This window comes from Bradyrhizobium sp. (genome assembly GCF_028868675.1).
Classification (GTDB): domain Bacteria; phylum Pseudomonadota; class Alphaproteobacteria; order Rhizobiales; family Xanthobacteraceae; genus Bradyrhizobium.
Window position 1 is genome coordinate 1 of record NZ_JAGWUA010000036.1, and the last position, 13,694, is coordinate 13,694.

Genomic DNA, 13,694 nt, shown 5'->3' on the forward strand with positions numbered 1-13,694 from the left:
GAATCTATCAGGACGCCGGCTTCCAGCTCGTGGCCGCCGAGCCGCATCGCAGCTTTGGCCAGGACCTGATCGGCGAGACCTGGGAACGCGAGCTGTGAGATCTCGAGGTACGATCCGCCGCCCCGCGTCGCAGCCGCACCTCCCGACACGTACAAGCACCGCCCGCGACCCGACGCCTGCCAAGGTCCGCGGCACGCGATCTGGCTCCTGAAAGGCCACGCCTAGTGATCTTTTTCTGCCAGCTTCGACAGCAGGGACGCGATTGACAATTCGGAACTCGGAAGTGGGAGTGGCGGGAGTTTGCTCGCATCAAGTTCAAGAATATTGCCCGAGCGATAGTCGCGCCGAGATCCTTTTCCCGCCGTCAGCAACGAATCAAGTTGGCTCACGCCGTAGCAATTATCTTGCTGACGCACAGCGGCGGTGCCGAAGAGCGACAGACAGAACGTCTGAACAACTGCTACTCGCCAATGTGGACCGAGATGCAAGATCTGAACCTCAGGATATGTCCACCACATACCGCTCTCAATGATCTTGTCTCGCCACGATACAAACTTCTGCTCGCTATCGAAATAATAGACATGATTTCCGCGGGGCGGGTTGCTAATCAGCAGCGTTGCGTCATGGAGATAGTCCCTAATCGCGTCAGCCGACACGAAATCCTGATTGAAATAGCGTTCACGAAAGCCAGGTGTATAGCCATAAGCGGGATCAAACATTCCATCGAGATGAACGACCCGGATGCGGTCTGCGACATGAGCGTAGACAAAGAATGCTGAAACAAATCCCAATAAGATCGCTACGACCACCCAAACACTCGTTCTGCGCTCGCTGTTGATGACGGTCATTGAGCAGCTACTCTCATGTGCGCACCATACGATCAATCTGCAATCGCATTTCCGCCTCGCCGCCAACCGGCGCGGCGACGTCGGCGATGCGCAGATTGCCACCACTCGTCCATTCGACCGCGCTCAGCCGCTTCCCGCCGGCGCCCATTGCACCTGCAACGCCAGGCGTTCCTATAGCCGCGTTGAAATCCGCCGGTGCGGCCTTCAACGCGGCCTCGCCCAACAGCGGCGCGTCCGCCCGCTTCGCAGCACCCACCTGCCCCATCGGTTCTCTGCCCAGTCTGCCCGATCCAAATCGCTCGCTCGCCGCTGGCTCTTCGAATGCTAGACCGTCGCGCCCTGCGCCTTCGGCCGCCGCAGGTGCTCGTCGAGCCGCGGCATGATCTCGACGAAATTGCAGGGGCGGGTGCGGTAGTCGAGCTGTGCCTTCAGGATGCCGTCCCAGCCGTCGCGGCAGGCGCCGGGGGAACCCGGCAGGCAGAAGATGTAGGTCGCCCCCGCAACGCCCGCGGTGGCGCGGCTCTGGATCGTGGAGGCGCCGATCTTGGCGTGGCTCATCATGTGGAACGCAATCGAGAAGCCGTCCATCCGCTTCTCGAACAACGGCTCGATCGCCTCCGGCGTCACGTCGCGCCCGGTGAAGCCGGTGCCGCCGGTGGTGACGATCGCGTCGATGCCGGCGTCCGCGATCCAGCGCCTGATGACGGCGCGGATCGCCTCGACGTCGTCGGTGACGATCTCGCGCGCGGCGAGACGATGGCCCGCCTCGGCGATGCGATCGACCAGCGTCTGGCCCGATTTGTCATCGGCCAGTGAGCGAGTGTCGGACACCGTCAGTACCGCGATGTTGAGCGGGATGAATTCTTTCGTGTCGTCGATGGAGGACATTCCTGGCTTCTCCCTACTCACCCTCCGACGTCATCCTGAGGTGCGCGCGCTAGCGCGCCTCGAAGGATGGGCCGGGGGCTCGTCATCCTTCGAGGCTCGCCGAAGCGGCGAGGACCTCAGGATGACGTCACCAGCTACGGCGACCCGTTGCCGAAGGTGTTGCAGGCCTGCACGGTGCCCTGCTGATAGCCGGTCATGAACCAGCGCTTGCGCTGCTCGGCCGAGCCGTGCGTGAAGGAGTCCGGAACCACGCGCCCGGTCGCCTGGCGCTGCAGCGTGTCGTCGCCGATCGCGCTCGCCGTGGTCAGCGCGGCGTCGATGTCGCCCGCCTCGAGGAAGCCCGGCCGCTTCTTCGCCTCGCGATTGACCCAGACGCCCGACAGGCAGTCCGCCTGCAGTTCCACCCTCACCTGCAGCGCGTTGGCCTCCGCCTTGCTGCCGGCCTGCTGCTGCAGCCGCGTCACCCTCGGGATGATGCCGAGCAGGTTCTGGATGTGGTGGCCGGCCTCGTGGGCGATGATGTAGGCGGTGGTGAAATTGCAGGCCGACTTGCCGGAGCAGCCGCGAAAGCGCGTCTCGACCTCGCGGAAGAAATTGGTGTCGAGGAAGATCTGCCGTTCCGGCGGACAATAGAACGGGCCCATCGCCGACTGCGCCATGCCGCAGCGTCCGCCGTTGGTGGCGTTGCGGAACAGCACGATCTTCGGGCCGGTATAGCTCTGCCCGCTGGCCTGGAAGATTTCGCTCCAGCGGTCGTCGATCTCGCCCAGAATGCCGGAGATCATGCTGCCCATCTCGTCGGTGGGCGCGCCGCGCTTGGCGGACGAACCCGGGCGATCGGTCTGGTAGGTCGGCGCCTGGCCGCCGCCGGTCAGGATCTCGGCGCCGCCGATCAGGATGCGCGGGTCGATGCCAAAGGCGTAGCCGATCAGGCCGAGCACGATGATGGTGCCGATACCGAGCCCGCCGCCGCCCATCGGCAGGCCGAAGCCGCCACCGCCGCCTCCGCCATATCCACCTTCGTCGCGACGATCCTCGATGTCGTCGCTGCGGCGGAAATCATCGTAACGCATGGCGGCCTTCCCTCAATCCGGCTATGTCCGTCGCTGGGCGCGTTGGAAGCGCGAAACTGCAGCGCGTCACAAACGTAAAATTTCCCTTGCGTTAATCAATATCCCGCTCGGCAAAAATTGCCTAGTGCGGCGGATCGCTGCGACAAGCAAATTTTTCCGCAAACCCTGCAATTTTTTCCATGCGTCGGCGGCACGCAGGCCGGGCTCGAAGGCGCGGCCGATGCACGATGTGCCTTGAAATGCAGAGGATGCGCGCGTTCATCGCGCGCCGCGCAAGCTGCTCAGGAAATTCGCCGATTAAGTCGATTTTTACTTTGCCCGGTCAATGTAGCGGCCAGTCGGTTGTTTGGTCCCGCGTCGCCGACAGCGTCGCCTGAGTCAGAGTTCTTGAGTCATGGTTGTGTCGCGTCGCGGGGCGTCTGCAAGGGCGCCCCGCACAAATTTTGAGTCCCCCTCGCACCGCATCATCCTCGGCGATTGCGTCGCCGAGATGTCGAAACTCAAGGCGGCCTCCGTCGATCTGGTGTTCGCCGATCCGCCCTACAATTTGCAGCTCAGGGGCGATCTCAAGCGTCCCGACGAGTCCCATGTCGATGCCGTCAACGACGACTGGGACAAGTTCGCATCCTTCTCCGCCTATGACGATTTCACCCGCGCCTGGCTGCTGGCCTGCCGCCGCGTGATGAAGCCGTCGGCGACGATCTGGGTGATCGGCTCCTATCACAACATCTTCCGCGTCGGCGCGATCATGCAGGACCTCGGCTTCTGGCTCCTGAACGACATCGTCTGGCGCAAGTCCAACCCGATGCCGAACTTCCGCGGCCGCCGCTTCACCAACGCGCATGAGACCATGATCTGGGCCGCGCGCGACGAGAAGGCCAAGGGCTACACCTTCAACTACGAGGCGCTGAAGGCCGCCAACGAGGACGTGCAGGCGCGCTCCGACTGGCTGATCCCGCTCTGCACCGGCGAGGAGCGCCTGAAGGGCGCCGACGGCAAGAAGGTTCACCCGACCCAGAAGCCCGAGGGCCTCTTGGCGCGCGTGCTGCTGTCGTCGTCAAGACCCGGCGATCTCGTCATCGACCCCTTCAACGGCACCGGCACGACCGGCGCGGTCGCAAAGCGGCTCGGCCGCTCCTACATCGGCTTCGAGCGCGAGCGGGCTTACGCCAAGGCGGCGGAAGAGCGGATCGCCGCGGTCGAGCCGCTGCCGGAAGCTTCCCTTGCCCCCTTCATGACCGCGCGCGAGGCGCCGCGCATCGCCTTCTCCGAGCTGATCGAGCGTGGCATGATCATGCCCGGCACAAAACTGTTCGACGCGAAGAAGAAGCTCGGTGCGCTGGTGCGCGCCGACGGCGCCATCATGTTCGGCGACAAGGTCGGCTCGATCCACCGCATCGGCGCCGTGGCCCAGGGCTCGGCCGCCTGCAACGGCTGGACCTACTGGCACGTCGAGACCAAGGCCGGGCTGAAGCTGATCGACGAGTTGCGCGCCCAAATCCGCTCCGGCATGGCGGCGGAGTAGGGCCTGCTTCCTCTCCTGTCATTCCGATGGCTTGGCCGGAACGGCGATCCTACGCCCTCTCCGCGTCCAGCACCTTGCGCACGGCGGGACGCTCGGACATGCGCTTGAAATGGTCGGCGACCTTCGGCGTCGCCGCGATGTCGACGCTGTCGCCTTCCAGCCATTGCGCGATGGTGAAGAGATAGGGATCGCAGACCGTATACTGCTCGCCCATCACCCACGGTCCCCTGAACATTTGCTGCTCGATCAGCGCAAAGCAGCCGCCCACCGTCTTCGGGATCATGCGCTTCATGTCGGCGAACGAGCTCTCTTCGGTCGCCCAGCGCGCGCCGCGCATCTTGTGCGCATGCGCCACATGGACCGTCGAGCAGAGGTAGGAGTTGAAGGCCTGCACCTGCGCGAACGCGAAGGCATCATCGAGCGGGGCGAGCTTCGCCCTCGGAAAGGTCTGCGCGATGAAGGCGAGCATCGCCGGTGTCTCCGTCAAAATGCCGCGGTCGGTCACCAGCGCCGGCACGCGGCCCTTCGGGTTGATCTTGAGATAGTCCGGGCTGTTCTGCTGGTTGGCTTTGAAGTTGAGCCGCTCGGTCGTGTATTCGGCGCCGGCCTCCTCCAGAGCGATGTGCGAGGCGAGCGCGCAGGTTCCGGGGGCGAAATAGAGCTTGAACATGTCGAACCTCATGCAGAAAGCCGAACGTTAACGGCCGGCGCACGCGCCGTCCATAGCCCGCGGCTGCAGGCCTTTCGCAGTTGCCCACCGCCGTCTCCCCGTGCGAAGACGCCGCCCAATGGGAGGGGTCTTGTCATGACAGTGCTCATCGCCGGCGGCGGCATCGGCGGGCTGACGCTCGCGCTCAGCCTGAATCAGATCGGCGTTCCCGCAAGAGTGTTCGAGAGCGTCGCCGCGCTAAAACCGCTCGGCGTCGGCATCAACGTGCTGCCGCATGCGGTGCGCGAACTGATCGAGCTCGGGCTGCTGGACAAACTCGACGCCGCCGGCGTGCGCACCCGCGAGCTCGCCTATTTCTCCAAGCACGGCAAGCCGATCTGGAGCGAGCCGCGGGGGCTCGAAGCCGGCTACAAATGGCCGCAGTTCTCCATCCACCGCGGCACCCTGCAGCAGATTTTGCTCGATGCCGCGATCGAGCGGCTCGGCCGCGACAACATCCTGACCAGCCACCACCTGACCGGCTGGAGCGAGACGGCGAACGGCGTGCGCGCCGAGTTCGTCGACAAGGCGACCGGCAAGCCGGCAGGCATTTACGAGGGCACGCTGCTGATCGCCGCCGACGGCATCCATTCGGCCGTGCGCGAAAAACTGTATCCCGGGGAAGGCCCGCCGATCTGGAACGGCCGCATCCTGTGGCGCGGCGTGACGCCGGCCAAGGCGTTCCTGACCGGCCGCACCATGATCATGGCCGGCCACGAGATCCTGAAATTCGTCTGCTACCCGATCTCCAGGGAGCCGGACGCCGACGGCAACCACCAGATCAACTGGGTCGCCGAGCGTCACATGCCGCCGACCTATCAGTGGCGGCGCGAGGACTATAACCGCACCGCGAAACTCGAGGAGTTCTTGCCCTGGTTCGAGAGCTGGCAGTTCGACTGGCTCGACGTGCCCGGCCTGATCCGCAACTGTCCGCACGCCTACGAATATCCGCTGGTCGACCGCGATCCGGTGTCGCAATGGACCTTTGGCCGCGTCACGCTGATGGGCGACGCCGCGCATCCGATGTATCCGATCGGCTCCAACGGCGCCTCGCAGGCGATCCTCGATGCCCGCGTCATCACCCGCGAGATTTTGGCGCGCGGGCTGACCGACGAGGCGCTTGTCGCCTACGAGGCCGAGCGGCGGCCGGCGACCACCGACCTCGTGCTGCTCAACCGCAAGAACGGACCCGAGCAGGTGATGCAACTCGTCGAGGAGCGCGCGCCCAACGGCTACAACGTCGTCACCGACGTGTTGTCGCAGAAGGAACTGGAGGACATCGCCGCGAACTACAAGCGCGTCGCCGGCTTCCAGGTCGAGGCGCTCAACGCCAAGCCGCCGATCGTGCCGCATGGGAAGCGCGCCGTCGCCTGAGCGGCCACAGCTAGCGCACCACCCTCGCCGCCTCGAGCAGGCGCTCGCAGGCGGTGGCGGTCGCGAGCAGCGTGCCGTCCTCGGCCGTGAGCCTGCCCTCGACGAAGGCGATGGTCTTGCCGAGCTGGGTGACGCTGGCTTCGCCGACGATCGGCCCCGGCCGTGCCGGCGCGAGAAAATTCACCGTCATGCTAATCGTGCCGGTGTAGAGCCGTCCTTCACTCATCACCAGCACGGCCGGCCCCATCGTGTCGTCGAGCATGGCCGAGAGCATGCCACCCTGCACGAAGCCCGCAGGATTGCAGAACTCCGGCTTGCCCTCGAAGCCGATCCTGATCCAGCCCTGCTCCGGCCGCGCATCCAGCAGATGCCAGCCGAGCAGTTGGGCGCAGGGCGGTGCGGCAAAATTGTCGAGCGCGGTCTTGACCATCGGCAGCCTCCATCTGCGTCTGGTGTAGCGCGGCCCTGCTGCCAGCATGCTGTCAGGAGCCTAGAGGTCCAGCCCGTGCGCGATCACCTTGCGCATGACGTTGGGCAGCGCCTCGTCGGCCAGCGTCGCGACGGACACCCAGCGCATGCCCGGCGGCGCGCGGGTGCGGCCGGCGACGCGCGCCCTATAGACCACGAGTTCCAGCGGGAAATGCGTGAAGACGTGGGTCACGACGCCCGCCTTGCGCTGCCAGCACGTCAGGCCCTTCAATTCGGGCGCCTGCTGCCGCGCCGCCTTGTCGTCCTGACCGGCCAGCCAGTCCGATCCCGGCACCTCGGTCATGCCGCCGAGCAATCCCTTCTCCGGACGCGAACGTACCAAGAGCTCGTCGCCGCGCGTGACCACGAAGGCCGCGCCGCGGCGCAATTGGCCGCTCTTCTTCGGCGCCTTGCGCGGAAAGCTCTCCTGCTCGCCTCGCGCGCGCGACGCACAGTCGTCGTTGAGCGGACAGAGTGCGCAGGCCGGCCTCTTCGGCGTGCAGATCGCCGCGCCCAGATCCATCAGCGCCTGGGCGCTGTCGCCGGCTCTTGTCTCCGCAAGCAGCGTCGCGGCCAGTTGCTGGATCACGGGCTTGGCCTGCGGCAGTTCCTGCTCGACCGCGAACAGCCGCGATACTACGCGCTCGATATTGCCGTCGACCGGCATCGTGCTGATGTCGAAGGCGATCGCGGCAATGGCGGCCGCGGTGTAGGGCCCGATCCCCGGCAGCGCCTTCAGCCCCTCTTCGCTGTCGGGAAAGACCCCGCCATGATCGCGAAGCACGGCCACGGCGCAGGCGTGCAAGTTGCGCGCGCGCGAATAATAGCCGAGCCCGGCCCACATCCGCAGCACGTCGTCGAGCGAGGCACGGCCGAGCGCCGCGACATCCGGCCAGCGCGCGACGAATTTTTCGAAATAGGGCCCGACCGCCTTCACCGTGGTCTGCTGCAACATGATCTCCGACAGCCAGACGCGGTAGGGATCCGGCGTCTCGCCGGCTTCCGCCCGCCACGGCAGGCGGCGGCGATGGCGGTCGTACCAGTGCAGCAATTGGCTGGGGCGAGCGGAGGCGTCGGCGGCTGCCGACTGCCGTTTCCGGTTGGTGGCCGCTGTCGAGGACATAGGTCTTTCTAGAGGAGGAATCGGCAGGTGACCAGAGCGCCGCCGCCGAGTTGCGTCGTATAACGCTTTGCGTTATAGACGCGTATGATCCAGAGCTTCGCCGACCCCGAGACAGAGTTGATTTGGTCGGGGCGGCGAAGCCGAAAACTGCCCGCCGATATTCAGAATGTCGCCCTGCGAAAATTGCGCCTGCTGAATTAGGCACGCGTTCTCAGCGACCTCAAAGTTCCTCCGGACAACCGGCTCGAGGCGCTCAAGGCGGACCGGTAGGGACGACATTCGATCCGGATCAACGATCAGTGGCGCATCTGCTTTGTGTGGGACGAAGGAGGCCCAGGAGATGTCGAAATCGTCGACTATCATGACTAGGAGTGGCCTGCTCCATAATCCCCATCCCGGTGAAATCCTGCTCGAGGAATTTCTGAAACCGATGGGCCTCAGCCAGAATGCCCTGGCGCGCGCGGTTCACGTTCCGCCACGCCGGATCAACGAGATCGTATTGGGCAAGCGCGACGTGACCGCAGATACGGACCTCAGGCTGGCACGCTACTTTGGACTGTCGGAAGGGTTCTTCCTGGGCTTGCAGATGGACTACGATCTCATGCAACGCCGACGTGAGATCGATCGCGACCTGAAATCCATACGCCCGCGCGTGGCGGCATAGCTCCTCGACCCATGTCCAAACCCCGCCCCATCAGTGCCAAGCCGCTCTCGCTCCTGCTCAACGACATCTTTGCCGAGGCCTACGCCAAGCAAGGTTTTGCCGCGCGGGAGCTAGTGACGCGCTGGGCCGAGATTGCCGGACCCGAAGTCGCCGCCCATTCCGAGCCGCTGAAGATGCAATGGCCGCGCCCGGTGGAGGGCCAGCCGCAGGAGCCGGCGACGCTGGTGCTGCGGGTCGAGGGGCCGATGGCGCTCGAGATCCAGCATTCGGCCGACGTCATCCTGGAGCGGGTCAACCGTTTCTTCGGCTGGAGCGCGGTCGGCAAGCTCGCCTTCCGCCAGGCGCCGCTGTCGCGCCGGACGGGGCCGGTCCGGCCCCGTCCGCCGGACGCCAAGGCTGTCGCCAAAGTCGCCGAAACCCTCGGCGGGATCGAGGACGAACGGTTGCGCGAGGCGCTCGCCCGGCTGGGAGCCGCAATCAAGCGAAATTGAGCCGCAATGCGCCGGCAATCTGGACCCGCCTTTGCGCACCGCCATTGCCACACGGATCGTTTCAAGCTAGCGACAGGCCGCTTGAGATGGGAACCTTGGGCGAGACGCAGCCAATCCGGGAGCCGACCTTGATCATCACCCGCCGCGCCTTCACCACGATGCTGTCGCTGACCGGCCTTGCCGCGCTCGCCGGGCTGTCGCCGCTGCGTCTGTTCACGGAGGCCATGGCGCAGAGCGCGGCTGATGTGGCCAAGCCCGTGTCCCTGCCGGACATGGCGCTCGGGCCGGAGAACGCCCCCGTCACCATCACCGAATTCGCCTCGATGACCTGCCCGCATTGCGCGGCCTTCAACGAGCAGGTGTTCCCCAAGATCAAGTCGGAGTACATCGACACCGGCAAGGTGCGCTACATCTTCCGCGAGTTCCCGCTCGACATCAAAGCCGCAGCCGGCTCGATGCTGTCGCGCTGCATCGCCAATGGCGACGCGCCGAAATACTTCGCGGTCACCGACATGCTGTTCCGCTCGCAGAACGACTGGGTGACCAAGAACACCACGGAGACGCTGACCCGGATCGGCAAGCAGGCCGGCCTCAGCCAGCAACAGGTCGAGGCCTGCCTGAAGGATCAGGCGCTGCTCGACAAGATCGCGGCCGACCAGAAATATGCGAGCGAGGTGCTCAAGGTCGATTCGACGCCGACCTTCTTCATCAACGGCGAGAAGATCAAGGGCGAGGCCTCGTTCGAGGAATTCGCGAAGAAGATCAATCCGCTGTTGAAGAGCTGATCTTCACGCTCTGGCCCTGATTCGCTGCACGAAAGCAGCTACAAAAGCCTTGGGAAAAGCGATTTTCGCCGGTTGCCCTTGAGGCCCGGCGCGGCCATTGTCCCAGCCGCATGAGCCGTACCGAGCGACTCGTCCAGACACCGACATTGCCTTCTATGGTATTGTCCCGGCAGGGAGATTCGCGCCCCGCCAACAGAGAAGCTTGCCTATGAAGATCACCCGCCTGCGCCTTCACGGCTTCAAGTCCTTCGTCGAGCCCACCGACTTCGTGATCGAGGCCGGCCTCACCGGCGTAGTCGGGCCGAACGGTTGCGGCAAGTCGAACCTGGTGGAAGCGCTGCGTTGGGCAATGGGCGAGACGTCGTACAAATCGCTGCGCGCCGCCGACATGGACGCGGTGATCTTCGCCGGCTCCGGCAACCGCCCGGCACGCAACCATGCCGAAGTGACGATGACGATCGACAATGCCGATCGCTCGGCGCCGGCCGCGGTCAACGACAGCAGCCTGTTGGAAATCTCCCGCCGCATCGAGCGCGAGGCGGGCTCGGTCTATCGCATCAACGGCCGCGACGTGCGCGCCCGCGACGTGCAGATCCTGTTCGCGGACGCCGCCACCGGCGCGCGTTCGCCGGCGCTGGTTCACCAGGGCAAGATCGGCGAGATCATCCAGGCCAAGCCCGAGCAGCGCCGCCGCGTGCTGGAAGACGCCGCCGGCGTCGCCGGCCTGCACGCCCGCCGCCACGAGGCGGAGCTGCGGCTGAAGGCCGCCGAAACCAACCTGACCCGCGTCGAGGACGTGATCGGCCAGCTCGCCGGCCAGATGGAAGGCCTGAAGAAGCAGGCCCGCCAGGCGGTGCGCTACCGCGAGGTCGCCGCCAAGGTGCGCAAGGCGGAAGCGACGCTCTATCACCTGCGCTGGATCGCAGCGCATGCCGACGTCAACGACGCCGGCCATACCCACGATCTCACCGTGCGCGAGATGGCCGAGCGCACCCGCGAGCAGGCCGAGGCCGCACGCATCCAGGCGATCCGCGCCTCCGAGCTGCCTGCGCTGCGCGAGGGCGAGGCCCGCGCCGCGGCCGGCCTGCAGCGTCTGACCAATGCGCGCGAGATGCTCGACCGCGAAGAGGAGCGCGCCAGGGAGCGCGTCGCCGAGCTGGAGCGCCGGCTGACGCAGTTCGAGGCCGACATCGCCCGCGCCCAGCAGCAGACCGCGGATGCCGACATCGCCCTGCAGCGCCTCGACGCCGAGGATGCCGAGCTGAAGGAAGAGATCAAGTCGCGCGTCGAGAAGCGCTCCGGCGTCGACGAGCGCGTGGCGGAAGCCGAGGCGACGCTGTCCGAAGCCGAGCGCCAGTTCTCCGACCTCACCACGGCGCTTGCCGATCTCACCGCCAGGCGCAACCAGCTCGAAGCCAATGTGCGCACCCACCGCGACCGCCTCGCCCGGCTCGACCAGGAGATCGCGGGCGTCGCGGCCGAAGAAGACAAGCTCGCGCAGGAGACCGGCGGTTTCGGCGATCTCGCCGAGCTGACTGCGGCAGTGGAGAGCGCCGAGCAGACTCTCGCCGCGTCCGAGGCCGCCGCCCAGGCCAGCGAAACCGCCCATGTCGCCGCGCGCCAGACGCTGGAATCCTCCCGCTCGCCGCTCAACGAGGCCGACAAGCGCGTGCAGCGGCTCGAGACCGAGGCGCGCACGATCTCCAAGATCGTCAATGGCGAGACCAAGAATCTCTGGCCGCCGATCATCGACGGCATCACCGTCGACAAGGGTTTCGAGAAGGCGATCGGCGCCGCACTCGGCGACGATCTCGACGCGCCGGTCGATCCGTCGGCGCCGATGCGCTGGACCAACTCCGGCGTCACCGAAGGCGATCCGGCGCTGCCCGCGGGCGTCGAGCCGCTCGCCAATCACGTGCAGGCGCCGATCGAGCTGGCGCGCCGTCTGGCGCAGATCGGCGTGGTGCCGCGCGAGCGCGGCGCCGAGCTGGTCTCCCAGCTCAAGACCGGCCAGCGGCTGGTGTCGCCCGAGGGCGACGTCTGGCGCTGGGACGGCTTTGTCGCCGCAGCCCATGCGCCGACCGGCGCCGCGCGCCGGCTTGCCGAACGTGCCCGCCTCGTCGACATCGAGAACGAGCTGGAGCAGGCCCGCATCGACGCCTCCGTCAAGCGCGAGGCGCTGGAGAACGCCGAGGCCGAGCTGCAGATGGCCGCACGCGCCGAAGGCGCGACCCGCGAGGCCTGGCGCGCCGCGCAGCGCGAGGTCAATGCCGCGCGCGAGCGTCATGCGAGCGCCGAGCGCGAGATCAACCGCCACGCCGCGCGCAAATCGGCGCTGTCGGAGGCGCACAGCCGTCTCGCCGCCGACCGCGCCGAGGCCGAAGCTGCGCATGAGTATGCGGCAGCTGCGATCTCCGAACTGCCGGCGAGCGAGGATACCGAGATCCGCCTCGCCGCCGTCCGCAGCGACATCGAAGGCCATCGCCGGCTCGCCGCCCAGGTACGCGCCGAGGCCCAGGCGCTGGCGCGCGAGGCCGAGCTCGCCGACCGCCGGGTGCAGGCGATCCTCGCCGAGCGCACCGAATGGCAGAGCCGGAAGGAGAGCGCGGCCTCCCATATCGGCACCATCGAGGCCCGCATCACCGAGGTGAACGTCGAGCGCGCCGAGCTGGAGAACGCGCCGGCGGTGTTCGCCGAGAAGCGCAGCGCGCTCATCACCGAGATCGAGATCGCCGAGAGCGAGCGACGCGTCGCCTCCGACGCGCTCGCCGCCGCCGAGCTCGCGATGGCGGAAACCGACCGCGCCGCGAAGTCGTCGCTGGAGGCGCTGTCGAGCGCGCGCGAGGCCTGTGCCCGCGCCGAGGAGCGCATGGAGGGCGCGCGCCGGCGCCTTTCCGACGTCGAGCGCGAGATCCACGACATGCTGGAGGTCGAGCCGCAGGCGGTCGCAGGCCTTGCCGAGATCGAGCCCGGCGTCGAGCTGCCGCCGCTCCACGAGATCGAGGAGGACTTGGAGAAGCTGCGCCGCGACCGCGAGCGCCTCGGTGCGGTCAACCTGCGTGCCGAGGAGGAGCTGCGCGAAGTCGAGGCCCAGCACACCGGCCTGACCACCGAGCGCGACGACCTGGTCGAAGCCATCAAGCGGCTGCGTCAGGGCATCCAGAGCCTCAACCGCGAGGCGCGCGAGCGGCTGCTGACCTCGTTCGAGGTCGTCAACAACCACTTCAAGCGCCTGTTCGTCGAGCTGTTCGGCGGAGGCGAGGCGGCGCTGCATCTGATCGAAAGCGAGGACCCGCTGGAAGCGGGCCTCGAGATCATCGCAAAACCGCCGGGCAAGAAGCCGCAGACGCTGTCGCTGCTGTCGGGCGGCGAGCAGGCGCTGACCGCACTGGCGCTGATCTTCGCGGTGTTCCTCACCAATCCATCGCCGATTTGCGTGCTGGATGAAGTCGACGCGCCGCTCGACGATCACAACGTCGAGCGGTTCTGCAACCTCCTGCATGAGATGACGAGCTCGACCGACACGCGCTTCATCATCATCACGCACAACCCGATCACGATGGCGCGGATGAACCGCCTGTTCGGCGTCACCATGGCCGAGCGCGGCGTGTCGCAGCTCGTCTCGGTCAACCTCGAACAGGCCGTGGACATCCTCGACCAGCACGTGGCGTAAACCCATCGGTCGTCATTCCGGGGCGGCGCAGAGCGCCGAACCCGAAATGTCGCGCCGCAACTTCCAGATTCCG

Annotated in this window: 13 protein-coding genes and 2 pseudogenes; 8 read left to right on the forward strand and 7 right to left on the reverse strand. The window is 66.5% G+C overall.

Translation table 11 applies throughout. The annotated features are described in order from the left end of the window. Positions 1–98 (forward strand): annotated as a pseudogene (locus KGM94_RS07430) (MarR family transcriptional regulator); the annotation flags it as partial. A gap of 123 nt (positions 99–221) precedes the next feature. On the opposite strand, the gene KGM94_RS07435 reads toward KGM94_RS07430, so the two are convergent. From KGM94_RS07435 to KGM94_RS07450, 4 genes are all read right to left on the reverse strand, one after another. Beyond that, the gene (locus KGM94_RS07435) at positions 222–848 is read right to left on the reverse strand and encodes a hypothetical protein (RefSeq protein WP_300256443.1); all 627 of its coding nucleotides are present in this window, start codon (positions 846–848) and stop codon (positions 222–224) included. Between the two features lie 13 nt (positions 849–861). Then, entirely contained in the window at positions 862–1,113 is a 252-nt protein-coding gene (locus tag KGM94_RS07440) for a hypothetical protein (protein WP_300256445.1), read from the reverse strand. A gap of 59 nt (positions 1,114–1,172) precedes the next feature. Next, positions 1,173–1,736 (reverse strand): molybdenum cofactor biosynthesis protein B, encoded by a 564-nt coding sequence (gene moaB / locus KGM94_RS07445; protein ID WP_300256446.1) that lies wholly within the window; start codon positions 1,734–1,736, stop codon positions 1,173–1,175. A 134-nt stretch (positions 1,737–1,870) separates the two neighbouring features. After that, positions 1,871–2,809 carry a neutral zinc metallopeptidase gene (locus KGM94_RS07450; RefSeq protein WP_300256448.1) on the reverse strand — a complete coding sequence of 313 codons (939 nt, stop codon included), beginning with the start codon at positions 2,807–2,809 and terminating at the stop codon, positions 1,871–1,873. A 394-nt stretch (positions 2,810–3,203) separates the two neighbouring features. Between KGM94_RS07450 and KGM94_RS07455 the strand changes: the two genes are divergently transcribed. After that, on the forward strand, positions 3,204–4,334 hold the full coding sequence (locus tag KGM94_RS07455) for a site-specific DNA-methyltransferase (RefSeq protein WP_300256449.1): 1,131 nt from the start codon (positions 3,204–3,206) through the stop codon (positions 4,332–4,334). A 49-nt stretch (positions 4,335–4,383) separates the two neighbouring features. Here the strand turns inward: KGM94_RS07455 and KGM94_RS07460 are convergent, their stop codons facing one another. After that, positions 4,384–5,004 carry a glutathione S-transferase N-terminal domain-containing protein gene (locus KGM94_RS07460; RefSeq protein WP_300256496.1) on the reverse strand — a complete coding sequence of 207 codons (621 nt, stop codon included), beginning with the start codon at positions 5,002–5,004 and terminating at the stop codon, positions 4,384–4,386. 135 nt (positions 5,005–5,139) lie between these two features. Between KGM94_RS07460 and KGM94_RS07465 the strand changes: the two genes are divergently transcribed. Further along, positions 5,140–6,417 (forward strand): flavin-dependent oxidoreductase, encoded by a 1,278-nt coding sequence (locus KGM94_RS07465; protein WP_300256451.1) that lies wholly within the window; start codon positions 5,140–5,142, stop codon positions 6,415–6,417. 10 nt (positions 6,418–6,427) lie between these two features. On the opposite strand, the gene KGM94_RS07470 is transcribed toward KGM94_RS07465, so the two are convergent. Together KGM94_RS07470 and mutY are read right to left on the reverse strand one after the other, a co-directional pair. Further along, positions 6,428–6,847: a PaaI family thioesterase gene (locus KGM94_RS07470; RefSeq protein WP_300256452.1), complete on the reverse strand. Its 420-nt coding sequence runs from the start codon at positions 6,845–6,847 to the stop codon at positions 6,428–6,430. Positions 6,848–6,907: 60 nt separating this feature from the next. After that, the gene (gene mutY / locus KGM94_RS07475) at positions 6,908–8,008 is read right to left on the reverse strand and encodes an A/G-specific adenine glycosylase (protein WP_300256454.1); all 1,101 of its coding nucleotides are present in this window, start codon (positions 8,006–8,008) and stop codon (positions 6,908–6,910) included. 84 nt (positions 8,009–8,092) lie between these two features. Between mutY and KGM94_RS07480 the strand changes: the two are divergent. From KGM94_RS07480 to smc, 5 genes and pseudogenes are all read left to right on the forward strand, one after another. After that, a pseudogene (locus tag KGM94_RS07480) lies at positions 8,093–8,377 on the forward strand (type II toxin-antitoxin system RelE/ParE family toxin). Then, entirely contained in the window at positions 8,349–8,672 is a 324-nt protein-coding gene (locus KGM94_RS07485; RefSeq protein ID WP_300256456.1) for a HigA family addiction module antitoxin, read from the forward strand. The pseudogene KGM94_RS07480 and the gene KGM94_RS07485 overlap by 29 nt, the downstream one beginning before the upstream one ends. An 11-nt stretch (positions 8,673–8,683) precedes the next feature. Further along, positions 8,684–9,163, forward strand: coding sequence for a DciA family protein (locus KGM94_RS07490; protein WP_300256458.1), 480 nt, complete (start codon positions 8,684–8,686; stop codon positions 9,161–9,163). Positions 9,164–9,291: 128 nt separating this feature from the next. Next, positions 9,292–9,948 (forward strand): DsbA family protein, encoded by a 657-nt coding sequence (locus KGM94_RS07495; protein WP_300256460.1) that lies wholly within the window; start codon positions 9,292–9,294, stop codon positions 9,946–9,948. Between the two features lie 208 nt (positions 9,949–10,156). Further along, positions 10,157–13,621, forward strand: a complete 3,465-nt coding sequence (gene smc / locus KGM94_RS07500; RefSeq protein ID WP_300256463.1) for a chromosome segregation protein SMC — start codon at positions 10,157–10,159, stop codon at positions 13,619–13,621. Positions 13,622–13,694 lie beyond the last annotated feature (73 nt).

What these genes read in the sequence shown, in the direction of transcription:
- KGM94_RS07435 (WP_300256443.1), bottom strand. Translation starts at nt 848, where the DNA reads ATGACCGTCATCAACAGCGAGCGCAGAACGAGTGTTTGGGTGGTCGTA.
- KGM94_RS07440 (WP_300256445.1), bottom strand. Translation starts at nt 1,113, where the DNA reads ATGGGGCAGGTGGGTGCTGCGAAGCGGGCGGACGCGCCGCTGTTGGGC.
- moaB (WP_300256446.1), bottom strand. Translation starts at nt 1,736, where the DNA reads ATGTCCTCCATCGACGACACGAAAGAATTCATCCCGCTCAACATCGCG.
- KGM94_RS07450 (WP_300256448.1), bottom strand. Translation starts at nt 2,809, where the DNA reads ATGCGTTACGATGATTTCCGCCGCAGCGACGACATCGAGGATCGTCGC.
- KGM94_RS07455 (WP_300256449.1), top strand. Translation starts at nt 3,204, where the DNA reads ATGGTTGTGTCGCGTCGCGGGGCGTCTGCAAGGGCGCCCCGCACAAAT.
- KGM94_RS07460 (WP_300256496.1), bottom strand. Translation starts at nt 5,004, where the DNA reads ATGTTCAAGCTCTATTTCGCCCCCGGAACCTGCGCGCTCGCCTCGCAC.
- KGM94_RS07465 (WP_300256451.1), top strand. Translation starts at nt 5,140, where the DNA reads ATGACAGTGCTCATCGCCGGCGGCGGCATCGGCGGGCTGACGCTCGCG.
- KGM94_RS07470 (WP_300256452.1), bottom strand. Translation starts at nt 6,847, where the DNA reads ATGGTCAAGACCGCGCTCGACAATTTTGCCGCACCGCCCTGCGCCCAA.
- mutY (WP_300256454.1), bottom strand. Translation starts at nt 8,008, where the DNA reads ATGTCCTCGACAGCGGCCACCAACCGGAAACGGCAGTCGGCAGCCGCC.
- KGM94_RS07485 (WP_300256456.1), top strand. Translation starts at nt 8,349, where the DNA reads ATGTCGAAATCGTCGACTATCATGACTAGGAGTGGCCTGCTCCATAAT.
- KGM94_RS07490 (WP_300256458.1), top strand. Translation starts at nt 8,684, where the DNA reads ATGTCCAAACCCCGCCCCATCAGTGCCAAGCCGCTCTCGCTCCTGCTC.
- smc (WP_300256463.1), top strand. Translation starts at nt 10,157, where the DNA reads ATGAAGATCACCCGCCTGCGCCTTCACGGCTTCAAGTCCTTCGTCGAG.